The sequence below is a fragment of the Shewanella electrica genome (genome assembly GCF_022321485.1).
In the GTDB taxonomy this organism is placed as follows: domain Bacteria; phylum Pseudomonadota; class Gammaproteobacteria; order Enterobacterales; family Shewanellaceae; genus Shewanella; species Shewanella electrica.
Window position 1 is genome coordinate 310,050 of the sequence record NZ_JAKOGG010000001.1, and the last position, 22,745, is coordinate 332,794.

The following is a 22,745-nucleotide window of genomic DNA, read 5'->3' on the forward strand; positions in this document are numbered from 1 at the left end:
ATGAAGGATTCCGTGATCCGCAAGCTGGAAGGCTTGGTGGAGCGTTATGAAGAAGTGCAGGCATTGCTCAGCGATGCCAGCGTGATCTCCGATCAAGACAAATTCCGCAATCTGTCAAAAGAATATGCGCAGCTTGAAGATGTCGTGAAAGGTTTTGCCGCGTTTAAACAAGCGCAGGAAGACCTGGTCACTGCCGAAGAGATGTTGCATGAAGACGACCCAGAGCTAAAAGAGATGGCTCACGAGGAGTTGAAGGCGGCCAAAGTGGCGCTGGAACGCCTTGAGGGCGAATTGCAGATCCTATTACTCCCCAAAGATCCTAACGACGAAACCAACGCCTTTTTGGAAATTCGTGCCGGTGCTGGTGGCGATGAAGCCGCTATTTTTGCTGGCGACCTGTTCCGCATGTACAGCCGTTACGCCGAAGCGCGTCGCTGGCAGGTAGAAGTGGTTAGCTCTAACGAAGGTGAACACGGCGGCTTTAAAGAAGTTATCGCCCGCGTGATTGGTGATGGCGTTTATGGTCGCTTGAAATTTGAATCTGGTGGTCACCGCGTACAGCGTGTGCCAGAAACCGAATCGCAAGGCCGCGTACACACCTCAGCCTGTACCGTGGCGGTGATGCACGAAGTTCCCGAAGCGGCAGCGGTTGAAATCAACCCAGCCGATCTGCGTATCGACACTTTCCGTTCATCCGGTGCTGGTGGTCAGCACGTGAACAAAACCGATTCGGCTATCCGTATCACCCACTTACCCACCGGTTTGGTGGTGGAATGTCAGGATGAACGTTCACAGCACAAAAACAAAGCTCGCGCTTTGAGTGTGTTGGCGGCACGTTTGCAAGCGGCAGAAGATGAAAAACGCCGCAGTGAAGAAGCGTCTACTCGCCGTTCATTGGTGGGCAGTGGTGATCGCTCTGAACGTATTCGTACTTACAACTTCCCACAGGGCCGTTGTAGCGAGCATCGTATCAACTTAACCCTGTATCGCCTGAATGAAATTATGGAAGGCGATTTAGATCAGTTGATCGACCCGTTGATGCAAGAATACCAAGCGGACCAACTGGCCGCGTTGTCGGAAGAATAAGGTGCGTGCCTTGACGCAACTGACGATTGCATCCGCCGTCAAATGGGGCGCAGCGGCATTGCAGCTGTGCTCTGAATCGGCGGCCATTGATGCCGAAGTGCTGCTGCTGCACTGCCTTGATAAGCCGCGCAGCTACCTGTACAGCTGGCCTGAGCGCCAGCTTACCGAGGCGCAGCAATGCCAGTTTGAACAGCTGATTGCACGGCGTGTTAGCGGCACGCCGGTGGCGCACATTATCGGTATGCGAGAGTTTTGGTCGCTGCCGTTTATGGTGAATGCCTCCACGCTGATCCCTCGTCCTGATACCGAAATTCTGGTTGAGACCGCCTTAAACTTGCCGTTGCCCACTGAGTGCGCAGCGCTCGACCTTGGTACGGGTACTGGCGCGATTGCACTGTCTCTGGCGCATGAACGGCCACAGTGGCAAGTGACCGCCGTGGATAAAGTGGATGATGCGGTAGCGCTGGCTAGGGCTAACCGTGAACAGCTGCAACTGCCGCAGGTGGAAGTGCTGCAAAGTGATTGGTTTAGCGCGGTCAGTGGGCGTCAGTTTGACCTGATCGTTTCCAATCCGCCCTATATCAGTGAGCAAGATGAACACCTTGATCTCGGCGATGTGCGCTTTGAACCGCGCAGTGCATTAACTGCCGCTAATGACGGTTTTGCTGATCTGTTTTTTATCGCCGAACATGCACGCCAATATCTACGTCCCGGTGGTTATATTCTGCTGGAGCACGGTTACACCCAAGGGCCAACCATGCGGCAGCATTTGCAAACATTAGGCTATCAGAATGTTGCCACGGTGCGTGATTTCGGTTCTAACGAACGTTGTACGTTAGGGACTTGGCAGTAACGAGCACAGTTTTCTCGTCAATTGGCAGATACGGGAGCAGATGGCTCCCGTCATCTTTGCTCAAGCCGTTGTCTTGAAGGTAAAACTCAACCCATAGCAACATTAGGCAAACATTGGGGCTTTATTGGTTGAATGTTGCCTAAATTATCCCCATCTCAGTAACCGAAAGCCACGCTTCTCTGTTATCAGGTTGGAGCCACAGACCACCATAGGGTACACTGTCGCCTTTAAATTTGACGGCGGAATTTCATGGACAACACCTACATGGTCTACATGGCAGTTAAGCACTTTCATTTAACGATGATTGGTTTAAGCGTCATGCTGTTTATCGCGCGATTTGGCATGAAACTCAAAGGTTCGGCGCTGCTACAAAAGAAATGGCTGCGTATCGCCCCACACGCAATAGACACCTTGCTGTTGCTTTCCGGAGCTTCGTTGTGTTTCATCATGAGCCAATACCCGATTGTGGACGGTTGGCTGACAGAAAAGCTAGTGGCCGTTGTGGCCTATATTTTATTAGCCGCCATGGCAATGAAAGCTGACCGAGGCACCATGTACCGCATTTTCTGTTTTGTGGGGGCGTTGGCTTGGTTAGCGTTTGCCGCCAAATTGGCGATGCTAAAACGAGTGGTATTTTTCTAAGTAATGAAACAGTTTTCCTTTAATGACGAGTCGTTAACCTTGCCCGATAGCGCGTTCGAGCTGGTGGAGCATTTAGGCTTCAACTCAGCAGAGCAGGCGAAATGGGCATGGTTTGAATTATCCGGCGCGGTATTGAGTCATTATCTGGCAGATGAAGAAGCACGTTTACAAGCGTTGCTGACCTTTTTTTACCAAGAGCGTGGCTTTCAAACGGCCGACGAATATTTTGCCATCGCCGCAGCCGACTTAGGCATGTGTTTTATGCTGCGTCGCGGTAATTCAACCACGTTAGCGACCGCCTTGAAATTACTTGCTAAGCAGTTGGATCTGCAACTGGATTTACTGTTACTGCCCGGTGCTACCGTGCTGGTATGTACCATGGCGGGCGAGTTTCGCTATATTGACCCGCTGACGGGCCGTTTCCTCTCGCGTCATGATCTGCACTCACTGGTAAAAGGGGAGTTAGGTAACGCCGCCCCATTTAAAGCGCGCTACCTGAAACCGGCTAATAACCAGTTGATTTTGATGCGCATGATGAGTGAATTGAAATCAGCCGCCGTGCTGGCACACGAATTTGAAGCGGCCATGGAGTGCTGTAATTTGATGTTGGCGTGGTATCCGGATGAATTGAATCTGCACCGCGAACGCGCCTTTATCGCGCATCAGTTGGGGGCGATTCATGTTGCCACTGCTGACTTACAATTTTTTATCGATAATAATCCGCACGACCCAATGGTTGAGTTAGTTAAAATGCAACTGCGTGAGCTTGGAGAAGAGTCGCAGACATTTCATTAACCGCCACAGGACGCGCTAACCTCAGGGAGAACCCTTGTTTATGACGACCGCTCTGGTTACCAACGACGCTACGGCGCTGGGCTTGCTGGCCGCCATATTAGGATTTGTATTCTACACCAACAGCAGTAGCCATCCGTTCTGGCAAAAGTTTTATCGTTTTATTCCAGCGCTGCTGCTGTGTTACTTCATTCCTTCCTTATTAAACACCTTCGGCATTGTTGATGGTCACGAATCCAAACTGTATTACGTGGCGTCACGTTATCTGTTGCCCGCCTGTTTGGTGTTACTGATTTTAAGTGTCGACCTGAAAGCGATTCTTAGCCTCGGCCCGAAAGCCTTGGTGATGTTTCTTACCGGCACCGTGGGGATTGTTATCGGTGGACCGATTGCCTTGCTGATCATGTCTGCCATCGACCCTGCGCTGACGGGCAACCATGGCCCCGATGCGGTGTGGCGCGGTATGACCACCTTGGCAGGCAGTTGGATTGGCGGCGGCGCCAACCAAGCGGCGATGAAAGAAGTCTATGAAGTCGGCGGCAACATCTTCTCGGTGATGGTTACCGTGGATGTGATTGTGGCGAATATCTGGATGGCGGTGCTGCTGTTTTTGGCCTCTAATGCCAAGAAAATTGATACCGCCACCGGTGCTGATACTTCAGCGATTGATAGCCTGCGCCATAAGGTGGAAAAGTACCACGCCGAAAACGCGCGTATTCCGAGCTTGCGTGACTTGATGCTAATTGTGGCGGTAGGCTTTGGTGTTACTGGCGTGGCACATTTCTGTGCCGATTGGTTAGCGCCGTTCTTTACTGAACATTATCCGTGGACCGAAAAATATAGCCTGACCTCATCATTCTTCTGGCTGGTGGTGATTGTGACCACGGTCGGTTTGGTGATGTCCTTTACTCCAGCGCGACATTTAGAAGCGGCCGGTGCCTCGAAAGTCGGTTCCGCCTATCTGTACATTTTGGTGGCGACCATCGGCTTGCATATGGATGTCACCAAAATTTTGGATACGCCAGAGTATTTCTTCCTCGGCATTATTTGGATGATAGTGCATGCGGGACTAATGTTGTTGGTCGCCAAATTGATCCGCGCGCCACTGTTTTATATGGCGGTAGGCAGCCAAGCTAACGTCGGTGGTGCAGCATCTGCGCCCGTGGTGGCTGCGGCATTCCACCCCGCACTGGCGCCAGTGGGCGTATTGTTGGCGGTATTTGGTTATGCGGTGGGTACTTACATGGCGTGGCTATGTGGTCAACTGCTGCAAGTGGTCGGAAACTAATGAGTAGCGAAGGTGCGGCAGTTCGTCGAATGCGTCGAATTTAAGCGCACCTTGGCTTAGGTTAATTGCCGCAATGGCGGCATGAGTAGAGAGATGAAAAGCAGGATGAAAAGCATCAAAATCGGCAATATTGAAATTGCCAACAACAAGCCATTCGTGCTGTTTGGCGGTATGAACGTGCTGGAATCACGCGATCTGGCGATGCAGATTGCGGAAACCTACGCCGAAGTGACCACTAAGTTGGGCATTCCTTACGTGTTTAAGGCATCGTTCGATAAAGCTAACCGCTCATCAGTGAACTCTTATCGTGGCCCCGGCATGGAAGAAGGTCTGAAAATCTTTCAAGAGATCAAAGACACCTTTAACTTGCCGCTGATCACCGACGTACACGAGCCATACCAATGTGCGCCAGTGGCCGAAGTGGTAGATATCATTCAGTTGCCAGCATTCTTGGCGCGCCAAACAGATTTGGTGGTCGCAATGGCAAAAACCGGTGCCATCATCAACGTCAAAAAACCACAGTTTTTGGCACCGCATGAAATGCGCCACATCATCAAAAAGTTCAACGAAGCTGGTAATGATGAAATCATCCTGTGCGAGCGTGGCAGTTGCTTTGGTTATAACAACCTCGTGGTTGATATGCTCGGTATGGATGAGATGAAACAAACCGGTTACCCAGTGATTTTTGATGCTACTCACGCGTTGCAACGTCCTGGTGGCCGTGAAGATTCAGCTGGTGGTCGTCGTGCGCAAGCCACTGAACTTGCGCGCTCAGGCATGGCGCTCGGCTTAGCGGGTCTGTTTATTGAAGCGCATCCAAATCCAGACCAAGCTAAATGTGATGGCCCATGTGCGCTGCCGCTGCATCAGTTGGAAGGTTATCTGACCCAGATGAAAGCGGTGGATGATCTGGTGAAATCTTTCCCAGCATTAGATACCAGTAAATAATGCCCAGCGCCCCGAGGCGCTTGTGCTATGCTCAGCAACGCTCGGTTTTTGCCGGGCGTTGTTGTTTTTAGCTCCCCAACTTTTAGCTCCGCCAACATCGGAAAGATGGATGCCATTATATGTGGATTGTGTTGACCCTGTTCGCCGCGTTCATGCAAGCGTGGCGCAATGCCTTTCAAAGCCAATTAAGTCGTGATGTTAAAACCGCTGGCGTCACATTAGCGCGTTTCCTTTATGCTGGGCCGTTAGCTTGGCTCTATCTTGGTGGCTTGTATCTGTGGCAACCCACCGATTTACCTCAGCTGTGGGGCAAGGGCGGGTTGTTTATCCTCGGCGCCGCCATTATGCAGATCATCGCCACCGCGCTGATGGTGCAGTTGTTTAAGCTGAAAAACTTCGCCGTTGGGGCTGGGCTTGCCAAAAGCGAAGCGTTAGTGGCAGCGATTCTTGGCGTGCTGTTCTTTGGTACGGCGCTGAGTTGGCTCGGTTGGCTTGGGGTATTGCTTGGTACTATAGCGGTGTTTCTGCTGAGCGCGGGCAGTCAACTCAACAGCTTATCTTACAAGACCATTATCATCGGCCTTGGCAGCGGCGCCAGCTTTGCGCTCACATCGCTGTGGGTGCGCGAAGCAAGCCTTAATCTCAATCTACCGTTTCCCCATCGCGCCGCGTGGGTGTTAGCGCTAGTGATCACGACCCAAACACTATTGTTGTTGCTGTGGTTATGGTGCAAAGACAAGGGCACGCTGCACGCATTGTGGCAGCGACCTAAGTTGACGCTAGCGACCAGTGTTAGCAGTTTTTTTGGCTCATTTGGTTGGTTCAGCGCCATGTCGCTGACCGCAGTGCCCTATGTGAAAACGCTAGGGCAGGTGGAAGTGTTCTTTATGATGCTGATTTCGTTTTTCTGGCTCAAACAACCGGTGCAGGTGAAAGATATGAGCGGCCTTCTGCTGATCGCTTTGGCCGCTATTTTGGTGCTGTGGGTCTAACTCGACTCACGTGAAAGTGGTTAAGGACGCGGCTCACAAGCGCCAGCCGCGTCAGTGGGTCATTACCGTGTTTTTACGCTATTTCTGTTGGGCATTGGCCGCCGCGCTTTCACCGGCGATTTTGCCAAATACCACGGTGTCGGCGATGGCGTTACCACCTAGGCGGTTGTAGCCATGCACACCGCCAGTCACTTCACCCGCAGCGAACAAGCCTTTGATAGGCCAGCTTTGTAGGTCGAGAACTTCCGCTTTGGTATCGATAGCGACACCGCCCATGGTGTGGTGAATTCCCGGTGCGACTTTTACGGCGTAGTAAGGTGGTTGGGTGAGGTTGAGTGGCATATCTTCGCGGTGGAAGGCTTTATCATCACCGCTTTGTTGATATTGGTTGTAGTTTGTCACGGTGCCTTGTAATAGCTGCGTATCCATGTTGGTCAATTTGGCTAGACCGTCAATAGTGTCGGCTTTTTTCAGCATGCCAAGATGGTCATAACCACGTACCATTTTTGCCTTTTTATACAACTGATTATCAAACACTAACCAAGCAAATTTCCCCGGTTGTTTGAGGATGGCATCTGATGCACGGTCACGGGTGGTTAACTCACTAATAAAGCGTTGGCCTTTGGCATTGACCATAATGGCACCAACACCACGGACGGTTTCTGAGATCAAAATGCGGCTGTCCATACCGACGGTTGGGTGCGCTTGGATCCAGTCGATATCGGTCATGCTGGCACCAATCTCTTTGGCGAGAGTAATGCCGTCACCGGTGGCAGTGATGTTGTTTGAGCTGGTCATGTCTTTAAAGGTGGGACGATAATACGCAATCATCTCCTTGTTGTAACCGTAGCCGCCGGTGGTCAACACCACGGATTTAGCGGCAACCATGTAATAGCCACTGTATTTAGCGTGTACGACCACCCCAACAATTTGGCGGTCATCGTTCAGCACCAGTTTTTCAACGCGAGAATTTAATCGTGTTTCTACGTCAAATTTTGCTGCGGCTTTGCGCAGTGTTTGAATGATAGTGGGGCCAGCGCTGCGGCCATCGGCTGGGCGATGAGTACGGTCGACGCGTGCACCACCAGAACGTTTGAGATCGTCCATATTGACGCCCAAAGATTCTAACCATTTCACCCCTTCTGCGGAGCGCTGAGCGAGGATATCAACCAGTTTAGGATCGTTGGCATAACGGCCACCTTTCATGGTGTCTTCGACGAACCATTGCACTTTATCTTCAACATGATGCGCTTTTTGCTGTGGCGTGCCCACGGCGTTCATGCCGCCAGCGGCGAGCATGGAGTTACCACCGCTAAACGGTGCCTTTTCAAATAGGATGACTTTGGCGCCCGCTTGTTTTGCTGCAATGGCGGCGTTGTAGCCTGCGCTGCCCGCACCGACGACCACCACTTCGGTGGTTTCTACTGGACCTTTGGCAATGGCTTGCTGAATTTTTTCTTGATCCCATTTAGCATCCCAAGCGGCTTTTTTCTTCGCATCATTAAATGGGATTTTTAGGTCAAACGAGTGGCATTCGTTGCAGTACACTTTTGATTGCTCGTGACCTTTATGGCAACTGGTACAGTTGATGTCGCCAAGGTGAGAGTTGTGCGGATCAATCTCAAGTTTGGCATCTTTTAATTCTTCATAGCCGCCGTGGCAGCTTTTACATTGCTGATTAATGTGGGTTTCACTGTCATCGCTCACTTTCCCCGGCGTGATGTGGCAGGCGGTGCAGCCACCCTGATTTTTACTGTGGAATGACGCAAGGTCGTTGGCAGCGCTAGCGTTGCCAATGCTGGCAAGACATGCGATCACAAGCCCACTCAATAAAGCGAATTTCATAATGCTCCCTTTTTAGGATTATTGTTAATAACGGCTATATTCTTCCTTGTTTTTCTAAATTGTTTTTTGATGTTGGTTTTAATTATTTTTCTCTATTTAAAAAACTAATTGGTGTTAAGTTTTATTTAAATCGATGTTTATGTTTTTCTTAATGTGGTTTTTGTTTTGCTTAAGTTGAATGGTTAAATATTTAAGTGTGATTCTGTTAAGGTTTATTCCCTGTTTATATTTTTAATATTCCGTTCGAAAAATATAACTATCTAGGGATTATCCTTCTTATGAAAAACACAATGATTGCGCTCGGCGTGTGTGCAGCGTTATTGCCGGTAACATCAAGCTTTGCAGCAAGTCCTGATTTCTATGGGCGCATGTGGTTGGCAACCAGTTACTCTGATAATGGCTTGATTTCTGCTCGCAGCACCGATGGCACGGTGTTAGAAAACTATGCGTCTTTTTTAGGCGTTAAAGGTAAAGAAGCATTAACTGATAAAGTTAATATCATTTATGTGATGGAAGTAGGTAATGAAGGTGGTTTTTATAACTCGTCTGAATTATTTAAACCACGTAATACTTATTTAGGAATTGAAGGTGGTTTCGGTACATTTATGTTTGGTCGAAACGATACCGTATTTAAAAAGACCGAAGGTAAGGTGGATTTGTTTAATATTACCTCTTCGGATATGGCGGCATTAATTGATGGGAATGCGCGTATTGGTGATACGGCGACCTATTATTCGCCCAAAATAGCAGGTGTTCAGTTTGGGGCAACTTATCAATTTGCCGACAGTGCTGCTGACAGTTCTGGCGATTATGCGTTAAGTGCAACACTTGGTGATAAGGCGTTGCAGAAAACGCCTTACTACGCAGCAATCGCTTATGCCGATGGCCTAAACCAACTTGATGCGTATCGTGCGGTGGTGGTTGCTAAATTGGCGGGCGTTAATTGGGGGATGTTGGTGCAGCATGCTTCATCAGATAAGTACGACAATCTTAGTGGTAACAGCTATCTGTTCAGCGCCGCGATGCCATTTGGCGATTACACCGCCAAACTCCAGTATGCGCGTGATAACAGTGGCTTAGGCAAAGTGGTTAAGAAAGTCGCTAGTCTTGCGTCCGTCACCGATACTGATAGCTACATGGTTTCTGCTGGCGTTGATGTCAAATTGTCCAAGTCGACCACTGCCGGGGTAATTGTGAGCTATTTAGACGGTGATGTTACCGATGCATCAGGTTATCAAGAATTTGATGATACTCAGCTGTCTGTGCACCTGAAATATCTGTTTTAGACACCCACCTCACACTATTTAGATAGCGGTCATGATCTAGGCCGCTATTCTTCATTTTGCTCCAAGTATGTCGATCAGCTGGTTGGTATTATCCTAGCCATCGTCAGTGGTGGAATAAGATTATGAAAGTCACCCTCAAACAGTTGTTGGTATTTAGAACCATTTATCAAGAGGGGCAGATCTCCAAAGCAGCAAAACAGTTGTATATGTCGGTTCCTGCTGCAAGTATGGCATTGAAAGAACTGGAAAATGTACTGCAATGTCGTTTGTTCGAGCGGACTGGTTACGGGCTGGTACTCAATGGTCAAGGTGAGCTATTGCTACCCTATGCCAATGAAATGCTTGCCGCAGGATCGCAGCTTGAGCAGTTGTTTGCCGCATCCGCTACTGGTGTGAGTGGCGCGTTGACGATCGGAGCCTGTAAAACGGCAGGAAACTATGCGCTATCACGTATATTGCCCGCGTTTCACCGCCATTATGACTCTACCCAACTGAAATTAGTGATCAAAGATTCCAACAGTATTGAACGCATGTTGGTGGAGCGAGAGCTTGATTTGGCGTTTGTTGATGCCAAGCCTAGTTTGGCTTCGGTGTTGTCCGAACTTTGGCTGCGAGATCGAATCTGCATTGTTTGCGGAGCGAAAAATCCGTTAGCGAGGATGCCAATGACGGCCGACTTACTGTCGCATCAGGTGTGGTATTTTGATGAATCCACCACGATTTCTAGAGTGAGAGCTATTCAATTATTGCAATCTAGCGGCATCACGCCGGTACAAGATATCACCATGAGTACGCTGGGGGCGATTAAACGTGCCACGGCCACGGGATATGGCGTCAGCGTTTTACCTTATATGTCGATTGATGACGAGTTGGAACGGGGCGATTTGGTGGAACTCAAACTGGAAGATTGGGGATTCGAGCGTAATTACTGGATGATCCGTCGCGCGGACGAGGAGTTATCCCCCGTGTGTTGCAACTTCCGCGAATTTGCCATTAGTCAGCTTAATCAGTTGCTCAAGTCCTAATGTTAACCACCGATTTTCAGTTGTTTGGTGCAATCTGTATCGTGCTCGGGCTGATCTTTTATACCAATGGCTTACAACACCGTTACTGTCATTGGTTCTACAAAATCATGCCCGTCATGGTGGCCTGCTATTTTCTCCCTTCGCTACTTAATACTTTTGGTGTTATTGCCGTACCACATTCACAACTCCCCGAATTGGTGGGGCAGTACTTGATGCCCAGTTGTCTTTGTTTACTGTTGTTAGGTTTGGATGTGCGCACCATCTTTAGCCGTGGCGGTAAGTTGCTGCTGCTATTTTTTATCGGTAGTGCGGGCATATTTGTCGGAGGACCATTCGCGTTAAAGATGGTGGCGATGTTTAAGCCGGAGCTACTGCTAGACAGCGGTGAAAACAGCTTGTGGCGTGGCATGACTACCTTGGCGGGCAACTGGGTGGGGGGCACGGCGAATCAGCTTGCCGTGAAACAGTTATATCATGTTGGCGACAGTATTTTTGCGGTATTTGTGACGGTGAATGTGCTGATTTCGGGCATTTGGATGGCGCTGTTGCTGGCATTAGCCCCGCATCAGCAGCGCTTGAACCAATGGCTAGGGTGTCGCGAGGCGCTGATGTCAGTTGCCACGCCGGAGCAACAACCACAAGCCATGGCTGATTTGCCTAAATTGATGCTACTGATTTCGATTCCGTTAATGTTGACTGGTCTTGGCAACGCATTAGCGGAAGAAACAGCCATCTGGTTTAGCCAGCTATTTCCAGCCGCCAAAGCATATCAATTTGACTCGCCATTTATGTGGAAGATGATTCTCATCACCACCGGTAGCGTCATGTTATCGCTGAGTCCCGCTCGCCGGTTGGCGATTTATGGCGCCGACAAACTAGGCGCTGTCTGCCTCTATCTGATGCTGGCGATTATGGGATTGAAGATGGATATTCGCATGCTGTTGTCGCTGCCATGGTTTTTTGTCATCGGCGCGATATGGTTGTTGATCCATATCATTATTCTGGTGGTGGCCACGCGTTGCCTGCGTTTGCCGTTTAGTTATCTTGCTATCGCGAGCCAATGTAATCTCGGTGGTGCCGCTTCGGCCCCAGTGGTGGCGAGTGCCTACAACAAGGCATTAATGCCGCTAGCGGTGCTAATTGCGGTGTTTGGTTACGCGTGGGCAAATTTTATCGCTTGGGCGAGCGGTCAGTGGATGCAGACCATCCACTGAGGTGATGAACGTTATCGGGTAAGTTTAAGCGGCTGCTGGGGATAAGCGGTTAATTTGACTGACAAGTTGTTGGTTGATCGGCAACGCCAGTTTGTGGGCGGCGGCCCGTTTGACAAGGTAGCCGTTGATATAGTCGATTTCAGTGCGGCGTTTGTGCAACACATCTTGATGCATCGAAGAGAAATTTTCGGCCGTGAGTACCATGACTTGTCTGACCGTTGAGGCTAACTTGTCGGCATCTAAACGGATATGCTCCAACCACGCCACTTGCTGCAGCTCACTTAAAATGGCATCAATTTGCGGCTGATATCGTGCGGCGGTTAGCGCCCCATTGGGCACATTGTTCAACGCCGTTAGCGGATTAATCACCGCATTTACCGCCAATTTTTGCCACAACGCGGGCATGATCTGCTCGACCCAACTGCTGTTGGGAATCGCTCTTAGCAATGATTCACGTAATTCAGCCGATAACTCGGGGCCACTGCAATGGCCAAATTGGCTCATGCCTTCACCGGTATGGCGCACAGTGCGAGGGCCAAGCTTTAGCGCACCTTGGCTGGTGGTGCCCAGTGATAAGCCTAAGCCGTCCAACTGTGGTTGCAACTCTAGGTGGCTGCCAATGCCATTGTGCAGCAGCAAAATATGGCATTTGCTACTGAGCTTGGGTAGCAGCGCACTGACGGCAGGTACGACTTGATAGGCTTTTAAGGTGACAATGAGCAGTTCAATGTCGGGCAATATGGTGGCGGTGAGATAGTCGCCGGTGCTGATCACTTCAAACTGATGTTGTTGGTGCTGATGTTGATCTTGCTGTTCAAGCACAAATGGGGTGGTTTGATCATTTGACGATGTTGCCTGGTCCGGCTTTACCAGCAGTAGCGGGGCTACGTTGGCATTGGCAAGTTGGTGGGCGATTAACTGGCCAATCGCGCCGGCTCCTAATATGGCTATCGTCATTGGTTGGTCCTTTTCCATTGGCGGCTGATGAAACGGCAAATAGCTAACAGCACGTAGAACAATAACACACCACTCATGTCGGCGATAAAGTCTGCAACATCACCGCTGCGGTAAGGCAGTTGTAGCTGAATGATCTCTATAAGTGCGCCATAGATGGCTGCGTTAAGTACCAGCCAATACCAGCGCGGCATAAAGGCTAAATACGCTAACCACGACAGCATAAAGAAGCTACCAACGTGGCCCACTTTATCCATTCCGGGAATATTCTGTGGGTACTGTGGTCTAGAAAATACTAAATAGCTCACCACAATCAGGGCTAATACTAAAGCGAATTTGAACAACAGTGGCTGTTTTATCAAGGCAATATCACAAGTTATTGGTTGAAGCGCCATAATATGCAAACCAAAGAAAGCTGTCATCAGCAAAACCAATGTTGGTTCAGCTATGTGTCAAGTTGCGTTAAAATCAGCATCAAGTTTGATGAATCTAGAAGAAAAAATTATGCCTTCATTTGATATTGTCTCGGAAGTAGATGCGGTTGAACTGCGTAATGCGGTGGATAACAGCAAGCGTGAACTGGATACTCGGTTCGATTTTCGTGGTAAAGAGTTCTCGGTGGAATACAGCGATATGGTGGTGACGCTGGGCTCTGAATCAGATTTTCAGTGTAAGCAGATGGTGGATATTCTGCGTGGGCAACTCAGTAAGCGTAATGTTGAGCCTAAAGCGATGGCACTGGATGACAAAATTGTGCACACCGGTAAGACCTTCGCCCAAAAAGTGCGTTTTAAGCAGGGCATCGAGACTGATACCGCCAGAAAGCTGGTGAAGCTGATTAAAGACAGCAAGATTAAAGTACAGACGCAGATCCAAGGTGATTCTCTGCGGGTGACTGGTAAAAAACGTGACGATCTACAAGCGGTGATGGCGCTGGTGCGTAACACCGAGTTGGAGCAGGCGTTTCAATTTAATAACTTCCGCGACTAATAACCGAGGTGTAACGGCGACTGTATTGGTCGCCGTTATTGTTGTTGCTCTACATCGCTGGTGGTTTTGCTCGGCTGATGAACCGGTTGGCGATGTGCCAATTTAACCAGCACTAATACGGGTAAACCGATGATACTAGCGCTGATGAAAAAGTTCACATAGCCATAGGCGTTAACCCATTCGCCGGAGAAGCCCGCGATAAACTTGGGAAACAGCAGCATAATTGACGATAACAATGCGTATTGGGTAGCACTGTAGCCGGTGCTTGTGAGGCTCGACAGATAGGCGATAAACGCTGCCGTTGCCACCCCGCCACTGAAATTATCAATAGAAATGGCCAAGGTTAATAGCGGCACGTTGTAACCCACATATGCTTGCAGTGCGAACAACAGGTTAGTGGTTGCCACCAGAAAAGCCCCCAGATAAAGAATCTTCATAGTGCCGTAGCGGGCAATCATTATCCCGCCCGCGCCCGAGCCTACCAGCGTCATAATCAAGCCAAACACTTTACTGAGCGTGGCAATTTCCTCTTTCGAAAACCCCATATCCACGTAAAACACGTTCGCCATAATGCCCATGACAATGTCGGAGATGCGGTAGCAAGAGATCAGCAGCAAAATGATGATGGCGTGTTTGCCAAAGCGGCGGAAAAAGTCGATAAATGGCATGGCAACGGCGGAGTAAACCCAAGCACAAAATGCTGCTGGCAACGCAGGTAAGCGTTCAGATAACTGGTGACGTACGGCCAGTTCTACTTCCGTCACGCTGCGGTTATCGATTTGCGGCTCTTTGGCAAACAAGGTGGTGATGAGGCCAATGCCCATCAGACCGGCCATGATGTGATAAGCCACCTGCCAACTGCGCAGATCATAAGCCTCGGGATTAGGGGATACCCACGCCGCCACGGTTAAGGCCCCTGCGGTAGAGATAATCATGGCGCTGCGATAGCCCACTTGCCCCGCTGCGGCCAGCGCGGCTTGCATGTTTTCGGGGGCGGATTCGATGCGGTAGGCATCAATCACAATATCTTGGGTGGCGGAAGCAAATGCCACTAGCAGTGAACAGATGACCAGATGATGCAAATCCTGCGTTGGATCGCTGTTCGCCATACCGATAATGGCGCCAATAAGCACCACTTGCGACAACAACATCCAGCTGCGGCGACGGCCAAATAAACGGCTTAATAGCGGTAGTTTGAGTCGATCAACTAACGGTGCCCATGCCCATTTGAAGGCATACATCAACGCCACCCAACTGAAATAGCCGATAGCCGCGCGGTCGATGCCTGCTTCGCGCAACCAAAATGACAGCGTGGAAAATACCAGCATTAGTGGCAGACCAGAGGAAAAGCCAAATAGCAGCATGAGCAACACACGCTTATGCGCGTAGACGCCTAGTGCATTTTTAATGCTAGAAACAACCGACATGGGTATCAAATATCTTCAGTGGCAATGGCTTTAGGGTAAGGAGGCGCTCACTGATGTGCAAGCGCCGGCCGGTGAACTGTGTGGTCGATAACACTGTGGTAACGGAGAGTTTCATTGGTATCGCCCACTCATTGGTGATGGTTAGCGTTTCAGTAATGTGGCTTTTTTGAGAATAATTGGCGTCAATGGTACGTCCTGCCAGCGCAATTCTTTATTTTCGCCCGTTGGCACCAACGCCATTTTTTCAAGCACGTCCATACCTTCAGTCACCACGCCAAACACGGCGTAGCCCCAACGACGTGATGACGGATCGAGCTTTTTATTGTCAGCAACATTGAAGTAGAACTGGCGGATTGCTGAGTGCGGGTCTTTTTCACGGGCCATGGCGATGGTGCCAATGGTGTTGGATAAACCATTGCCCGATTCATTAACAATGGGTTTGCCTGTTGGCAGTTCTTTGTAGTGGGCATCTAGGCCGCCACCTTGCACCACAAAATCGGCAATAACACGGTGAAAAATGGTGTTGTCATATTCACCTTTCACCACATAAGTCAGAAAGTTATCGACGGTGATCGGTGCGCGTGTGCGGTCAAGTTCGACCACGATCTTGCCCATGCTGGTTTCCATCACCACGGTGGGATAGATATTATCTTTTTGAATATCCACTTCGGCTTGTGCCACTTGGCAGCACAGCAGCATCGATAGGGCGAATAGCCATTTGCTCATGGTGATATTGAAGCCGCAGCAACCCACGGCTACTCCTTCGCTGGTTTACTGAAGAAACTGGTTAAGTTCGGGGTCGTTAATAATTCGGCTGCTGAGTTGTGTCATCAATTTGTTGATATCCAACTCTAGGCTAGCAAAGTCTGCCGACATCGGGCCTTTGAGGCTGCTGGTGGCTGAATAACTTTTGCTAAAAGTGCGATTTTCATTGGTCGCATTGATGGTAACCGCTAACTTCGTTTTTGCTTCATATCCCAACATCGATTCATCGACATCGGTAACCGCCTGAGTTACCACAATGGCGAGTGAGCGATTGCTGGCGGGATCAATCTGATAACCCGCATGTGTCAGTGCTTGATTAAACACGCGCTCCAGCGTCAGGTTAGGTGCTTCAGCGGCACTGACATAACGACTGACTTCGTCACCATCCAGATAACGCGCGATGTAGTTGGCGCTGCGTTGATCTTGGCTTGCCAACGCAATGCCGGTTGAGGCACTGGTGACTGTGGTGCTGACCTGAGGAATTTCAGGGCTTAATACAATGGTTTTAGGTGAATTGGCGGCGCATCCCATTAGCAGATAGGATACTGTTGCTAGGGTGACAAACAGTCTCATAAATACAGCCTAATAAGGGTTAAAACTGGCCTCAGCATAACAGATTTCATGGTTAGCAACAGTCCTTCTGTTGCCGTTAACCGCCTTTTAGCGGGGAGAGTAACTTTTGTCTATGTGGGGTTCAGGTTACAGTAAGCCAGTGAGATGAGGAGGAGAGTCGAAAGTGACAACAGATGAAGCAGTTATGGAATATTGCGCCGTTGTGACACGGCGTGCTCCCTCGGCGTTGCTACGCAGTGATCAGCAGCCGATCTATGGTTATTTTGATGGCGCTGTGCCGTCTTTGGCGGCAGTTGCTGCTAGCAAAAATAGTGCATTGCCCACGCCGTTGAGTACATTAAGCCGTCCTCAGCATCGCCAGCTTGAAATGGTGATGCTGCAACACGCTGACTATCAACTGTTGTTACGGCAATCGTCGCAGACATTAGCCTCACAGGTGCTAGTGTTCGATTTGGTGCGACAACAGGCCCGCCGCATCATGCCCAACCCATTAGCGTTGCGTGCTCACCAACTATCTCCCAGTGGCTATCACGGGGAGAGCCAGTGCGGCGTGATGAACTTTGTTAAGTCGCAGGGTGATTGGCACATCATGCTTAATATGCAGCGCCAAAAACTGCAGCTCACGGGGCAAGTAGCGCTGCAACCACTGCCGTTGAGTTTACCTGTGGTGAGCTGTGGTGCGGTGTCCGCTGGCTGGAGTTATCAACAGCAGCATCATGGCTTGATGACAAGTGGTGACTTACAGCTCAATCATGAGGCGCAGATCCTGAGTCGCATGAGCGCAGGGTACAGTTTTTTTGCAACCGCACAACGCGATAGAACACCCTGGCAGTGGTTGATGCTAAATTCCACCCAACAACAGCAACGTATCGGGTTGACGCTGGTCGATGGGCTTGCTGCCGCCTTTCCGGGCAATGCGTTATGGATTGATGGCGCTCGGCATATTTTGCCTTATTGCCAGATGGTGCCGAGTAGCCATATTGCTGGTGAATGGCAAATTATCTCCGCGACCGAGCAGGTGCGCGGACGCTTCTCGCCCAAGATTGAAATTAGCGTGCAGCGACCCGTTGGCAAACAACGGACGAAAGTGATGTCCGGACTGCTGGATATCGATATCTATGTGAACTCAACTCTGCAACTTAATCTGCGCGGCATCAGTGCCATTGGTGGCGTGGAGTGTTAGTCGCCTTTTGGGTCAAACGAATAAGCAGCGGTGGTAATTCGCCGCGCCATTGCTTTGCTCGATAGCTTCAGGCTTAGGTCGTAGGTGCATTCATCTGTCAAATATGCTTAGCTGTAGCGCTAAGCCAACCACTGCAAGGAGTATACAGTGAAGCTGTTTATATTTGACCATTGCCCTTATTGCGTTCGGGCGATGATGATGACGGGCTGGAAAGATCTAGATGTGGATTGGGTCTACCTGCAAAACCACGATGTTGATGCTCGCATTGCCATGGTCGGTGCCAATATGGTGCCGATTTTAGAAAAGGATGATGGCAGTTTTATGGGCGAAAGTTTGGATATCGTCGCCTATCTGGATAAGCAAAACGATACTCGTAAGTTACAACCCGCGCAGTGGAGTGAGCAGATTCAACATTTCCAACAGGAGTCGTCCTACTGCGCCAATCGCCTCCGATTTCCGCGCAACTTGCTGGCCAAGCTACCCGAGTTCGAACGGCCGGAAGCGGCGGCTTGGTATACCAAAAACAAGTCGACGCTGATTGGTATGAGCTTTGATGATGCTTATGCTAAATCAAGTACTTATATCAGTGGGCTTAATCATTGTTGGCCGCTGCTGGATGGTATTAGTTTGCCGTCAGAGCGTGATAATCAATTAAGCTATGATGATATTTTATTGTTCCCTGATTTACGGAATTTAACGCTTGTTAAAGGGTTAGTCTTCCCTGAGCGGATCCGCGCTTATATCGATGAAGTCGCGGCATTGACCAAGATGCGTTTGTACGATGATATCGCGCTGTAATAACTGAGTTATTACGCCGTAAAACATAAAAAAATCAGCAAATTATTTGCTGATTTTTTTATGGGTGACGCCTTAGTTTTCATGGCGTCTCACTTGGTTATTGCCACGTTGTGGTGTCGGGCTACTGCGTTGCTCAACTCGGCGCTGTGGCTGATGCATCTGCTGCGGTGCACGTTCCCGCTGTGCGCGCTCTGGCCGTTGCGCATGCTGCGAGCGGAGATCGCGCTGCATTCGTTGTTGAGGCTGTGGTTTAGGGACGTTTGTTTCCCGTTGCAGCCGCTGTGGTGCTGGTGTTGGTCGATTGTTGGGTTGCCGCTCAGTGGTGATGTGGCGTGTATTGGCATTGTTGTTGACGCCTGAGTGAGAGTTAAACTGCCGCTCAGTGGTGATACGGCGTGTATTGTCATTGCCATTCACGCCAGTGTGAGAGTTGAACTGCCGCACCGGTTTATCCGCTTTACGGTCACCATTGGTGCTGTGCACTGTGTGTTGCGGTTGGCGTTGGTCACGTTCACGTTTAAATTCCACCGCTTTGGCTCGGGCGTCATGGCGTTGTCCTTCAAGGTGACGCGTATCGCGCAGATGATGGTTTTTCATCGCATCATTCACATGGCGATAGTCACGTTGTGCGGGACGATGCAATTTAGGCTCATAGCGTTTATTTAACGTGGCTGAACGGTAATGAATGCCGCGGCGATGTTCAGGGCGATGATGCCAACGTTGGCCTTCATATGAATGGCTACGACGCACAGGAGTATAACGGGTGTAACGGTGACGATAGTCTACCCACACGGTGCGGTCATGCCAGAACATGTGTCCAAAGAAGAAGTTAAACGAAATGGAGACTCCGTGGTGACGCCAATAAAATGGGCTGTGTGTGGCGGCAATGTAGCCGGGGAATGGGCGCCAGTACACCGGTGGATACGCGCCCCAATACCAGTCGCCATAAACATAACGCGTGTCATAGTAGGGCACGTACACCACAGTAGGATTGCTGGGCACAATCACAATCCGTTCATTGCTGTTTTCCACTTTGATGTTTTGCGCATCACTGAGATTCCCCGCTTTGTAGGCGGCTTGACGCAGTTGCTGGATGCTATCCATCACTTGGCCTTCATCGGCAACAAATGCTTCACCGACCTTGGCCGTCCAGTCCAAGTCTTGGCTCATCTTGTCGAGGACATCAGGGAAAGCGAGTAACGCAACTACGCTTGGGTCCCACCCCTGCTTAGCGCCTTCGTCAGTGAGTTTGTCATTATCCCAATCGCCACGCTTGGCGCGCCAGCGTTGTGCTTGCACCACTTCCAGTGGATAGCTGGCCGCGATCAACACATGTGATAGCAGCGAGTCGGGATAGAGAGCAATCGGCGACATCAACTGCGCGACTTCGGCATCGCTGTAGGCAGTGTCATTGCCATCTGCGGCATAGCTGATGCTGCTAATGCTAAATATCAGGGCGATTAGCAACACTAATTGCGCCAAATAGTGGCCGCGTTGGTCGTTGAATACGGTGTTCATAGTTGCCTCCGCCTTCGCATGAGGGCACACACAGTGTGCACAATTATCAGTTCACCGACGAGCTTATATAACGCAAGATGAACATAAGCTGAAAGCTCAAAAAAAGCACAATTTATTTTGGTAAGTGAATACTAAATTGGGCACCACCTAAGGTGGTTGAGCGGCTGATTTGCCAGCGGCCTTGGTAACTTTCCAATAGATCTTTGACGATGGCGAGCCCAACACCGTGGCCTTTGTCATAGGTGTCAGCCCGCACGCCACGTTGAAATATCTGCTGTTGCATATCATCAGCGATTCCCGGCCCGTCATCTTCTACTACTATCTGTAGTTCGTGCGCTTGCTGCACAACCGTGAGTAAAACACGTTGTTTTGCGGCTTTACAGGCGTTATCGAGCAAGTTGCCTAACAGTTCGGTGAGATCCCCCTCTTCACCAAAAAACAGCGCCTCATGCGCCACGTTGAGTTGTAGTTGCAGTGATTTATCGCGGTAGATTTTCGGCAGGGTGCGGCCAAGCCGTTCAGCAATCGGCGCTACAGGGATCCCGCGGTGCCATGCCAAATTGCCGGAAGACTGCGCGCGTTTGAGCTGGTGGCTGATGCTATCGTTAATCGTTTGAATCGGTTCATGGGCTTCGGTTGGTAGCGCCTTGATACTCGACAGCACCGCAAGCGGCGTTTTTAGCGAATGGGCCAAGTCAGATAGCGCGTTACGGTAGCGTTGCCGTTGGCGCTGCTCGTTGCTGATCAGCAAGTTCAGTTGCTCGGCAACTTGCGCTAATTCGGTCGGGTAATGACTGGTAATGTGCGGCTGTTGCCCTTGCTCAACGGCGATAAGCTCTTGTCTAAAACGTGCCAAGGGCCGAATGGTCCACCACAACCAGCCCGCTTGAAACAGCAGTAAAATCAACATCAATACCAACAGCCAACGCCAGATGGTTTGGCTAAATTGCGCTTGTGTGGCGGCGAGGATCTGCTCAGTTTTAATAATGTGCACCGCAAAGGTCAGCGGTGGCTGATCGGCGCTGGTCGCGGCAAAACTGGCGCTAAAGCTGAAGATGAAATGGGCCTGCTGATTAAACTCAAACTCCCCAAATTGACTTTGACCTAATGGCGGAAAGGGCAGTTGTGTGGGCGCAGGTGCGCTGAGTAGTGAACCTGAACGCCACAAAATGTCGCCGTCTGGCGCGGTCACCAGTGCATACACACCGGATTGATCAATATTAAACTGCTTGTCTTGCAATGCTGCGGGGAGTTCAAGTTCGCCATTATCTTGCTCCGCCAAGGCGAGAATACCGTACATTGCGGCACTCATTTCGCTTTGCTCGGCATTGGTCATCTCCATGCGAAAGGCATCAGACAAGGCAAAGCCGATTAGCGGCACTAACACTAAATTTAGGAGCAGGGTGCTGGCGATGATGCGGCTTTTGAGGGACCAATGTCGAGCGGACTTCAGCATTGCCATGGCGGGTTAACTCGCCGGCAAGGCGTTCATGCGATAACCTTGACCTCTCAATGTTTCAATTAAATTGAGTTGGTTATCGGGGTCGAGCTTTTTGCGTAAGCGCCTGATAAAAACCTCAATGACATTAGAGTCTAAATCAAAGTCCTGATCGTATAGGTGTTCTATCAGCACCGTTTTAGATTGTACTTCACCGATATGTAAAAACAGATATTCCAGCAGCCGATACTCCGACGCACTTAAGTTAACGGTTTTGTCGTTGAGGCGGACCTCGGCGGCACTGGTATTGATGGCGAGCGGACCATTGGTGCTAATCGGGCTAGCTTTACCGGCTGCGCGACGGATCAGCGCCTTCATGCGCGCCACTAACTCCAGCGGATGAAAGGGCTTAGTGAGATAGTCATCGGCGCCAGCATCCAAGCCTTCCACTTTGTCTTGCCAGCTATCACGAGCGGTGAGAATCAAAATAGGAAAATCGACTTGCTGGGCACGTAACGCTTCAATCACTTGAATACCGGTGAGTTTAGGTAAGCCGATATCAATGATCGCCGCATCATAAGGATACTCTTGCCCCAAAAACAGCCCATCTTCGCCATCGGCAGCGGTATCGACGCTGTAGCTGGCTTCTTCAAGATGTAACTTGAGGTTGTGTTGTAATTGCAGGTCATCTTCTAACAATAAGATCCGCATACTCAGCACCTCTTATTCGATTGCACCGGTTACGGCATTGATATTGACATACATGATGCGGCCATCGTTAGTGACCAGCTTAACCACATAGTTGTTATTTCTTTTTTGCACTTTGAGGACTTTGCCACCGAACTGGCGTTGCGCGATCTGCGCGGCTTCATTACCGCTACGCACGCGCAATTGTGCTTGTTGTTCTTTATCACCATGCTGATTTTTTGCCAGCGAGGGCGCAGCCGGTGACATGCCGAACACCAGTAGTATCAGCATGCTAAGCAGATAATAACGCGACTTACGAAAACGCTGTGCCATAACTCAAGCTCATCAAATATTTGGGGTTAGTGTAAAAGATTCGCTCGCTGGATCAAAACAATCATATTGAGCGCTGATTATCAAAAATGCAGATGAACATTGGCTGAA

At 50.0% G+C, this 22,745-nt stretch carries 23 protein-coding genes; 13 read left to right on the plus strand and 10 right to left on the minus strand.

Annotated elements, in window-relative coordinates; translation table 11 throughout:
- From prfA to L9G74_RS01405, 7 genes are all read left to right on the plus strand, one after another.
- Window positions 1–1,086 (plus strand): peptide chain release factor 1, encoded by a 1,086-nt coding sequence (gene prfA, locus L9G74_RS01375; protein ID WP_238894482.1) that lies wholly within the window; start codon window positions 1–3, stop codon window positions 1,084–1,086.
- Window positions 1,087–1,096: 10 nt separating this feature from the next.
- Window positions 1,097–1,939, plus strand: coding sequence for a peptide chain release factor N(5)-glutamine methyltransferase (gene prmC / locus L9G74_RS01380; RefSeq protein ID WP_238894483.1), 843 nt, complete (start codon window positions 1,097–1,099; stop codon window positions 1,937–1,939).
- 249 nt (window positions 1,940–2,188) lie between these two features.
- Entirely contained in the window at window positions 2,189–2,581 is a 393-nt protein-coding gene (locus L9G74_RS01385; protein WP_238894484.1) for a SirB2 family protein, read from the plus strand.
- A gap of 3 nt (window positions 2,582–2,584) precedes the next feature.
- The gene (locus L9G74_RS01390) at window positions 2,585–3,376 is read left to right on the plus strand and encodes a transglutaminase family protein (protein WP_238894485.1); all 792 of its coding nucleotides are present in this window, start codon (window positions 2,585–2,587) and stop codon (window positions 3,374–3,376) included.
- 40 nt (window positions 3,377–3,416) lie between these two features.
- Window positions 3,417–4,661: a DUF819 family protein gene (locus tag L9G74_RS01395; RefSeq protein ID WP_238894486.1), complete on the plus strand. Its 1,245-nt coding sequence runs from the start codon at window positions 3,417–3,419 to the stop codon at window positions 4,659–4,661.
- Window positions 4,662–4,766: 105 nt separating this feature from the next.
- The gene (kdsA, locus tag L9G74_RS01400) at window positions 4,767–5,609 is read left to right on the plus strand and encodes a 3-deoxy-8-phosphooctulonate synthase (protein WP_438944527.1); all 843 of its coding nucleotides are present in this window, start codon (window positions 4,767–4,769) and stop codon (window positions 5,607–5,609) included.
- A 119-nt stretch (window positions 5,610–5,728) separates the two neighbouring features.
- Complete coding sequence (locus L9G74_RS01405) at window positions 5,729–6,601, plus strand: EamA family transporter (RefSeq protein ID WP_238894488.1); 873 nt, start codon at window positions 5,729–5,731, stop codon at window positions 6,599–6,601.
- Between the two features lie 78 nt (window positions 6,602–6,679).
- On the opposite strand, the gene L9G74_RS01410 is transcribed toward L9G74_RS01405, so the two are convergent.
- Window positions 6,680–8,446 carry a flavocytochrome c gene (locus L9G74_RS01410; RefSeq protein WP_238894489.1) on the minus strand — a complete coding sequence of 589 codons (1,767 nt, stop codon included), beginning with the start codon at window positions 8,444–8,446 and terminating at the stop codon, window positions 6,680–6,682.
- Between the two features lie 278 nt (window positions 8,447–8,724).
- Between L9G74_RS01410 and L9G74_RS01415 the strand changes: the two genes are divergently transcribed.
- The 3 genes from L9G74_RS01415 (at window position 8,725) to L9G74_RS01425 (ending at window position 11,971) form a co-directional block, all read left to right on the plus strand.
- Window positions 8,725–9,732 carry a porin gene (locus L9G74_RS01415; RefSeq protein ID WP_238894490.1) on the plus strand — a complete coding sequence of 336 codons (1,008 nt, stop codon included), beginning with the start codon at window positions 8,725–8,727 and terminating at the stop codon, window positions 9,730–9,732.
- Window positions 9,733–9,854: 122 nt separating this feature from the next.
- The gene (locus L9G74_RS01420) at window positions 9,855–10,757 is read left to right on the plus strand and encodes a LysR family transcriptional regulator (RefSeq protein WP_238894491.1); all 903 of its coding nucleotides are present in this window, start codon (window positions 9,855–9,857) and stop codon (window positions 10,755–10,757) included.
- The gene (locus L9G74_RS01425; protein ID WP_238894492.1) at window positions 10,757–11,971 is read left to right on the plus strand and encodes a DUF819 family protein; all 1,215 of its coding nucleotides are present in this window, start codon (window positions 10,757–10,759) and stop codon (window positions 11,969–11,971) included. The genes L9G74_RS01420 and L9G74_RS01425 overlap by 1 nt, the downstream gene beginning before the upstream one ends.
- A gap of 24 nt (window positions 11,972–11,995) precedes the next feature.
- Here L9G74_RS01425 and L9G74_RS01430 read toward each other — a convergent pair whose 3' ends face one another.
- Both L9G74_RS01430 and L9G74_RS01435 read right to left on the minus strand, forming a co-directional pair.
- Entirely contained in the window at window positions 11,996–12,928 is a 933-nt protein-coding gene (locus L9G74_RS01430; protein ID WP_238894493.1) for a ketopantoate reductase family protein, read from the minus strand.
- Window positions 12,925–13,320 carry a VanZ family protein gene (locus L9G74_RS01435; RefSeq protein ID WP_438944528.1) on the minus strand — a complete coding sequence of 132 codons (396 nt, stop codon included), beginning with the start codon at window positions 13,318–13,320 and terminating at the stop codon, window positions 12,925–12,927. Before L9G74_RS01435 ends, L9G74_RS01430 begins: the two co-directional genes overlap by 4 nt.
- Before the next feature lie 109 nt (window positions 13,321–13,429).
- On the opposite strand from L9G74_RS01435, the gene L9G74_RS01440 reads away from it, so the two are divergent.
- The gene (locus tag L9G74_RS01440; RefSeq protein ID WP_238894494.1) at window positions 13,430–13,915 is read left to right on the plus strand and encodes a YajQ family cyclic di-GMP-binding protein; all 486 of its coding nucleotides are present in this window, start codon (window positions 13,430–13,432) and stop codon (window positions 13,913–13,915) included.
- Window positions 13,916–13,950: 35 nt separating this feature from the next.
- Here L9G74_RS01440 and L9G74_RS01445 read toward each other — a convergent pair whose 3' ends face one another.
- The 3 genes from L9G74_RS01445 to L9G74_RS01455 all read right to left on the minus strand — a co-directional run bounded on the left by L9G74_RS01445 (window position 13,951) and on the right by L9G74_RS01455 (window position 16,680).
- Entirely contained in the window at window positions 13,951–15,342 is a 1,392-nt protein-coding gene (locus L9G74_RS01445) for an AmpG family muropeptide MFS transporter (protein ID WP_238894495.1), read from the minus strand.
- A 141-nt stretch (window positions 15,343–15,483) separates the two neighbouring features.
- Window positions 15,484–16,068 carry a peptidylprolyl isomerase gene (locus L9G74_RS01450; RefSeq protein WP_238894713.1) on the minus strand — a complete coding sequence of 195 codons (585 nt, stop codon included), beginning with the start codon at window positions 16,066–16,068 and terminating at the stop codon, window positions 15,484–15,486.
- 45 nt (window positions 16,069–16,113) lie between these two features.
- On the minus strand, window positions 16,114–16,680 hold the full coding sequence (locus tag L9G74_RS01455; protein ID WP_238894496.1) for a YajG family lipoprotein: 567 nt from the start codon (window positions 16,678–16,680) through the stop codon (window positions 16,114–16,116).
- 163 nt (window positions 16,681–16,843) lie between these two features.
- Between L9G74_RS01455 and L9G74_RS01460 the strand changes: the two genes are divergently transcribed.
- Entirely contained in the window at window positions 16,844–17,863 is a 1,020-nt protein-coding gene (locus tag L9G74_RS01460) for a DUF2804 family protein (protein ID WP_238894497.1), read from the plus strand.
- Window positions 17,864–18,010: 147 nt separating this feature from the next.
- On the plus strand, window positions 18,011–18,661 hold the full coding sequence (gene grxB, locus L9G74_RS01465) for a glutaredoxin 2 (RefSeq protein ID WP_238894498.1): 651 nt from the start codon (window positions 18,011–18,013) through the stop codon (window positions 18,659–18,661).
- 72 nt (window positions 18,662–18,733) lie between these two features.
- Here the strand turns inward: grxB and L9G74_RS01470 are convergent, their stop codons facing one another.
- The 4 genes from L9G74_RS01470 to L9G74_RS01485 form a co-directional block, all read right to left on the minus strand.
- Window positions 18,734–20,179 carry a DUF3300 domain-containing protein gene (locus L9G74_RS01470; protein WP_238894499.1) on the minus strand — a complete coding sequence of 482 codons (1,446 nt, stop codon included), beginning with the start codon at window positions 20,177–20,179 and terminating at the stop codon, window positions 18,734–18,736.
- 112 nt (window positions 20,180–20,291) lie between these two features.
- A complete protein-coding gene (locus tag L9G74_RS01475) occupies window positions 20,292–21,635 on the minus strand; it encodes an ATP-binding protein (protein WP_438944538.1) in 1,344 nt (447 codons plus the stop codon).
- A gap of 12 nt (window positions 21,636–21,647) precedes the next feature.
- Entirely contained in the window at window positions 21,648–22,328 is a 681-nt protein-coding gene (locus tag L9G74_RS01480; RefSeq protein ID WP_238894501.1) for a response regulator transcription factor, read from the minus strand.
- Window positions 22,329–22,340: 12 nt separating this feature from the next.
- The gene (locus tag L9G74_RS01485; protein WP_238894502.1) at window positions 22,341–22,637 is read right to left on the minus strand and encodes a PepSY domain-containing protein; all 297 of its coding nucleotides are present in this window, start codon (window positions 22,635–22,637) and stop codon (window positions 22,341–22,343) included.
- Window positions 22,638–22,745: the final 108 nt, after the last annotated feature.

Bases quoted from the DNA above. Each gene is read 5' to 3' on its own strand.
- prfA (WP_238894482.1), top strand. From the start codon at position 1: ATGAAGGATTCCGTGATCCGCAAGCTGGAAGGCTTGGTGGAGCGTTAT.
- L9G74_RS01385 (WP_238894484.1), top strand. From the start codon at position 2,189: ATGGACAACACCTACATGGTCTACATGGCAGTTAAGCACTTTCATTTA.
- L9G74_RS01390 (WP_238894485.1), top strand. From the start codon at position 2,585: ATGAAACAGTTTTCCTTTAATGACGAGTCGTTAACCTTGCCCGATAGC.
- L9G74_RS01395 (WP_238894486.1), top strand. From the start codon at position 3,417: ATGACGACCGCTCTGGTTACCAACGACGCTACGGCGCTGGGCTTGCTG.
- kdsA (WP_438944527.1), top strand. From the start codon at position 4,767: ATGAAAAGCATCAAAATCGGCAATATTGAAATTGCCAACAACAAGCCA.
- L9G74_RS01405 (WP_238894488.1), top strand. From the start codon at position 5,729: ATGTGGATTGTGTTGACCCTGTTCGCCGCGTTCATGCAAGCGTGGCGC.
- L9G74_RS01410 (WP_238894489.1), bottom strand. From the start codon at position 8,446: ATGAAATTCGCTTTATTGAGTGGGCTTGTGATCGCATGTCTTGCCAGC.
- L9G74_RS01415 (WP_238894490.1), top strand. From the start codon at position 8,725: ATGAAAAACACAATGATTGCGCTCGGCGTGTGTGCAGCGTTATTGCCG.
- L9G74_RS01420 (WP_238894491.1), top strand. From the start codon at position 9,855: ATGAAAGTCACCCTCAAACAGTTGTTGGTATTTAGAACCATTTATCAA.
- L9G74_RS01425 (WP_238894492.1), top strand. From the start codon at position 10,757: ATGTTAACCACCGATTTTCAGTTGTTTGGTGCAATCTGTATCGTGCTC.
- L9G74_RS01430 (WP_238894493.1), bottom strand. From the start codon at position 12,928: ATGACGATAGCCATATTAGGAGCCGGCGCGATTGGCCAGTTAATCGCC.
- L9G74_RS01435 (WP_438944528.1), bottom strand. From the start codon at position 13,320: ATGGCGCTTCAACCAATAACTTGTGATATTGCCTTGATAAAACAGCCA.
- L9G74_RS01440 (WP_238894494.1), top strand. From the start codon at position 13,430: ATGCCTTCATTTGATATTGTCTCGGAAGTAGATGCGGTTGAACTGCGT.
- L9G74_RS01445 (WP_238894495.1), bottom strand. From the start codon at position 15,342: ATGTCGGTTGTTTCTAGCATTAAAAATGCACTAGGCGTCTACGCGCAT.
- L9G74_RS01450 (WP_238894713.1), bottom strand. From the start codon at position 16,068: ATGAGCAAATGGCTATTCGCCCTATCGATGCTGCTGTGCTGCCAAGTG.
- L9G74_RS01455 (WP_238894496.1), bottom strand. From the start codon at position 16,680: ATGAGACTGTTTGTCACCCTAGCAACAGTATCCTATCTGCTAATGGGA.
- L9G74_RS01470 (WP_238894499.1), bottom strand. From the start codon at position 20,179: ATGAACACCGTATTCAACGACCAACGCGGCCACTATTTGGCGCAATTA.
- L9G74_RS01475 (WP_438944538.1), bottom strand. From the start codon at position 21,635: ATGCTGAAGTCCGCTCGACATTGGTCCCTCAAAAGCCGCATCATCGCC.
- L9G74_RS01480 (WP_238894501.1), bottom strand. From the start codon at position 22,328: ATGCGGATCTTATTGTTAGAAGATGACCTGCAATTACAACACAACCTC.
- L9G74_RS01485 (WP_238894502.1), bottom strand. From the start codon at position 22,637: ATGGCACAGCGTTTTCGTAAGTCGCGTTATTATCTGCTTAGCATGCTG.